The sequence below is a fragment of the Rhodovulum sp. genome, from assembly GCF_011048875.1.
In the GTDB taxonomy this organism is placed as follows: domain Bacteria; phylum Pseudomonadota; class Alphaproteobacteria; order Rhodobacterales; family Rhodobacteraceae; genus Rhodovulum; species Rhodovulum tesquicola.
In genome coordinates, this window is record NZ_DSDD01000076.1 from 1 (window position 1) to 4,913 (window position 4,913).

At 63.5% G+C, this 4,913-nt stretch carries 4 protein-coding genes and 2 pseudogenes; all 6 read left to right on the forward strand.

The window, feature by feature from the left end; genetic code table 11:
- A pseudogene (locus ENN83_RS02575) lies at positions 1-92 on the forward strand (DUF3833 domain-containing protein); the annotation flags it as partial.
- Positions 89-829 carry an SDR family NAD(P)-dependent oxidoreductase gene (locus tag ENN83_RS02580; protein WP_287183727.1) on the forward strand — a complete coding sequence of 247 codons (741 nt, stop codon included), beginning with the start codon at positions 89-91 and terminating at the stop codon, positions 827-829. The pseudogene ENN83_RS02575 and the gene ENN83_RS02580, both read left to right, overlap by 4 nt.
- 74 nt (positions 830-903) lie before the next feature.
- Positions 904-1,227: a DUF3775 domain-containing protein gene (locus tag ENN83_RS02585; RefSeq protein WP_253087943.1), complete on the forward strand. Its 324-nt coding sequence runs from the start codon at positions 904-906 to the stop codon at positions 1,225-1,227.
- A gap of 396 nt (positions 1,228-1,623) precedes the next feature.
- On the forward strand, positions 1,624-3,765 hold the full coding sequence (locus tag ENN83_RS02590; protein WP_287183730.1) for an AMP-binding protein: 2,142 nt from the start codon (positions 1,624-1,626) through the stop codon (positions 3,763-3,765).
- Between the two features lie 2 nt (positions 3,766-3,767).
- Entirely contained in the window at positions 3,768-4,583 is an 816-nt protein-coding gene (locus ENN83_RS02595) for an ABC transporter ATP-binding protein (RefSeq protein WP_414707613.1), read from the forward strand.
- Between the two features lie 39 nt (positions 4,584-4,622).
- Positions 4,623-4,796: pseudogene (locus tag ENN83_RS02600) on the forward strand (branched-chain amino acid ABC transporter permease); the annotation flags it as partial.
- Positions 4,797-4,913 lie beyond the last annotated feature (117 nt).

A 4,913-nucleotide genomic window follows, 5' to 3' on the forward strand; every position in this document is an offset into this window, starting at 1 on the left:
ACGGCACGATCATGAACCGCAGCCAGTTCCGGAAATTCGGCATTCCCGTTGCCGAACTCGTTGCGACCATGCGACCCAAAGGTGCAGCATGAGCGATTGGATCGGCAAGCGTTACTGGATCGTTGGCGCAAGCGAGGGGCTGGGCCGTGCGCTTGCCGAACGGCTGAGCGCGCTTGGGATCGAGCTTGTGCTCAGCGCCCGGACCGCCGGGCGGCTGGAGGAGTTGGCCGCATCGCTGCCCGCCCGGGCAGAGGTGGTGACGATGGATGTGGGCGACACGCAGTCGGTCAGGGATGCCTTCGCGCAGGTCGGCGAGATCGACGGAATGGTGTTCCTGGCCGGTGTCTACTGGCCGCAGCCTGCACAGGACTGGAACGCCGACGAGGTCGAGGCGATGTGCGACATCAACTTCACCGGCGCGGCGCGTGTGCTGGGACAGGCCGTGCCGCATTTCGTCCGCCGCGGGCACGGGCATATCGTGCTGACTGGCAGCCTGTCGGGCTTCCGCGGTCTGCCTGGTGCGATCGGCTATTGCGCGTCCAAGGCGGGGCTGATGTCGCTGGCCGAAAGCATGCATGCCGATCTGCGCGGCACGGGCGTCAAGGTGCAGCTGGTCAATCCGGGCTTCATCCGCACGCGCCTGACCGACAAGAACGAATTCGCGATGCCCTTCATCATGGACCCGGACCCGGCGGCCCGGATCATGGTCGATCACATGATGACCGACAGGTTCTCGCGCAGCTTTCCCACTCTGTTTTCCTGGCTGTTCCGGCTGTCCCAGTTCCTGCCCGAGGGGCTTTACTACCGGATTTTCGCGCCGAAGCGCTGAGCAAGGCTTGTGCATTGGGCGATGGCGGGCGAAACTGGCGGGAAGTTCGGAGGAGACAGCCCGTGATCAACGACCTGCTCGAGATCAGCCCGCGCAAGGTGGTGCAGGTAATCTTCTACGCTCGCGAAAAGCGCATGGCCGAGGCCGAGTTGCGCGCCTTCATCCGCGCGATGAACGAGGATGAAAAGGCCAGCCTTGTCGCGCTGACCTGGATCGGGCGCGAGACCTTCGACCCCGAGGATCTGGAAGAGGCGATCGAGACCGCCAAGGCCGAGGCGACTGCGCCGACCGAGGATTATCTCGTGAACATGCCGCTGTTCGCCGATTACCTTGAGGCCGGTCTGGACGCGCTTGGGATCAACCCCACCGATCTCGAAGAGGATTTCTTCGACCGCTGAGCGGTGTGTCCTGGCTCCGCGCCGGTCGACGAGCTTTCCCTCCAAGGCATTTCCGAACATGACGCGGCCGGGGCGGTTGCACGTCTGGGCGTCCGCAGGGCGGTGCCATATGGGGTCGGTTTGCGCAAACTGTCGCGGCCCGGTGTGTCCCGCGCAATTATCTAACCTTTTGCTTGACCGGCATCGGCCCTTGCGCAGATCTTCGGGGGTCCCCGGCGCGGAGGAGGCTGGTGCGGCCAGTAGGGCCGGGGAAAGCTGGAACATCCGGGCGGCAATCAGCCGTCCCAAGGGTCGTGAAAATGACCACGCCGAGGGGGATTGGGAACCCGCGCACCGCGCGGTTGCCTGATTTCAAGGCGCAGGGGAGGGGACAATTGGGCACCACATGGCGCGTCTGTGGACGAGCTCTGTTCCGTTCCGGCCTTGCTGGCCAGGAACGTGCGGCTTTATGGCGGCAAGCCCGCCTATCGCGAGAAGGAATTCGGCATCTGGCAGTGCTGGACCTGGGCGGAGGCCAATGACGAGATCCGGGCCCTCGCGCTGGGCCTGCTTGCGCTTGGCATCGAGCGGGGCGAGCATGTGGCGATCATTGGCCGCAACCGCCCCGCGCATTACTGGTCGATGGTGGCCGCGCAAATGTGCGGCGCGATCCCGGTGCCGCTTTATCAGGACGCCGTGGCCGAAGAGATGGCCTATGTGCTGGACCATTGCGGCGCGCGGTTCGTGATCTGCGGCGACCAGGAACAGGTCGACAAGGTCATCGAGGTCCAGGACCGCATCCACCATATCGAGCATGTCCTTTACAACGACAAGCGGGGCATGCGCAAATACGACCACAGGCAACTGAACTGGCTGGCCGATATCGAGGCAGAGGGCCGCGCGGCCCGCATCCGGCTGGAGCCCGAGCTTGAGGCGCGGATCGCCGAGCTGACCTGGGAGTCGACCTGCGTGATGCTCTACACCTCGGGCACGACCGGCAAGCCCAAGGGCGTGGTGCTGTCGAACCGCAACATCATCGAAACCGCCAAGGCGTCGGTGGCCTTCGACAATCTGGGCCAGGACGAAGAAGTTCTGGCCTATCTGCCGATGGCTTGGGTGGGCGATTTCATCTTTTCCATCGGGCAGGCGATGGTCGCGGGCTTCTGCGTGAACTGCCCCGAAAGCCCCGAGACGATGATGACCGACCTGCGCGAGATCGGGCCGACCTATTTCTTTGCGCCGCCGCGCATCTTCGAGACGATGCTGACCAATGTCATGATCCGGATGGAGGATGCGGGCGATCTGAAACATGCGATATTCAAGCATTTCATGGAGTTCGCCAAGACCACCGGCGAGACCTACGGGATGCCGCGCTATCGCAACAAGCAGTCGAAACCGACGCTGCGCCGCCGGGTGCGCTGGGCCTTTCGCTATGCGATGGGGATCGGCTTCGCCGTCGAGACCATCGTCGAGAACGCGGTGCGCGGCTTCTTCGTGCGGCTGCGCCACCCCATCGAGGCGCGGAAATACTTCAAGGCGCGGGGGCCGCTTCTGAACCTCTATCCCCAGCCGCTGCGGGATTATTTCAACTATCGCACGGGCGATGTACTGGTCTACGGGCCGCTCAAGAACACGCTTGGCCTTTCTCGCATCCGCGTCGCCTATACGGCGGGCGAGGCGATCGGCCCCGAGATTTTCGATTTCTACCGCTCTCTGGGGATCAACCTCAAGCAGCTCTACGGCCAGACCGAGGCGTCGGTCTTCATCACCCAGCAGCCCGATGGCGAGGTGCGCTCGGATACGGTGGGCGTGCCATCGCCCGGCGTCGAGTTGAAGATCGCCGAGAATGGCGAGGTGTTCTATCGCAGCCCGGGCACCTTCGTCGAATACTACAAGAACGCCGAAAGCACGGCCTCCACCAAGGATCCCGAGGGCTGGGTCGCCACCGGTGACGCGGGATTCTTCGAGGAGGGCACCGGGCATCTGCGGATCATCGACCGGGCCAAGGATGTGGGCAAGATGGCCGACGGGCGGCTCTTTGCGCCCAAATATGTCGAGAACAAGCTGAAATTCTATCCCGACATCCTCGAGGCCGTAGTCTTTGGCGCTGGCCGCGAGATGTGCACGGCCTTCATCAATATCGACCTCACGGCTGTCGGCAACTGGGCCGAGCGCAACAACATTGCCTATGCCAGCTACCAGGAACTGGCCAGCCACCCGCGCGTTCTGGACACGATCCAGGCCCATGTCGAGGAGGTGAACCGGTCCGTGGCCGAGGATCCGATGCTGTCGGGCTGCCAGATCCACCGCTTCCTGATCCTGCACAAGGAACTGGATGCCGACGACGGCGAACTGACCCGCACCCGCAAGGTGCGCCGCAACATCATCGCCGAGAAGTTCGACGACCTCGTGACCGCGCTCTACGACGGATCGGACAGCATCTACACCGAGACCGAAGTGACCTATGAAGACGGCCGCAAGGGCAGCATCAAGGCGACCCTGCAAATCCGCGATGCCAAGGTGATCGGCCGAGCGCAGGCGGGGCAGGTGGCTGCATGACCATGGCCAGCGCGGAACCCTATGTCACCGAGGACGGCCGCACCATCCGCGGCGTGGTGATGGAACTGAAGAACATCACGCTGCGCTTTGGCGGCGTGGTGGCGATCAAGGATATAAGCTTCGACATCCGCGAGGGTGAGATCCGTGCGATCATCGGTCCGAACGGCGCGGGGAAGTCCTCGATGCTGAACGTCATCTCGGGCTTCTACACGCCCACCGAGGGTGAGGTCTGGTTCGAGGGCAAGCCACGTCCGAAGATGCGCCCCTACAAGGTGGCGCAGCAGGGCATCGCGCGGACGTTCCAGAACATCGCGCTGTTCTCGGGCATGTCGACGCTGGACAACATCATGACCGGCCGGATCACGCGGATGCGGACGGGCCTGTTCTCGCAGGCACTCTGGATGGGCAAGGCCGAGCGCGAGGAAACCGAGCATCGCGCGGCGGTCGAGAAGATCATCGACTTCCTGGAGATCCAGCATATCCGCAAGACGCCGGTGGGACGGCTGCCTTACGGTCTGCAAAAGCGGGTCGAACTGGGCCGCGCGCTGGCGGCCGAACCGCGGCTGCTGCTGCTGGACGAGCCGATGGCGGGCATGAATGTCGAGGAGAAGGAGGATATGTCCCGCTTCATCCTCGACGTGAACGACGAATTCGGCGCCACCATCGTGCTGATCGAGCATGACATGGGCGTGGTCATGGACCTGTCCGACCGGGTCGTGGTGATGGATTACGGCAAGAAGATCGGTGATGGCCCGCCCGCCGAGGTGCGCAACAACAAGGAAGTGATCGACGCCTATCTGGGGGTGTCCCATGACTGAGCGCCTGACACTCGCGCCCTGCCGAAAGGAGCCCTGCTGATGCCGGATCAGTTTCTCTATGCCGTCGAGGTGATGATCAACGGCCTGATGGCCGGCGTGCTCTATGCGCTGGTGGCGCTGGGCTTCGTGCTGATCTTCAAGGCATCGGGCATCTTCAACTACGCCCAAGGCGTGCTGGCGCTGTTCGCGGCGCTCACGCTGGTGGGCCTTGTCTTACGACGATCACAGGCTCCCGGGTTAGAAGGGAGCCGCTGCCCGGCACCTTAAATATGCCGGGCAGCGGCGGCGGTTGGATCGTAATGGGCTGGGTCGTGATGGACCGTTCTGCAG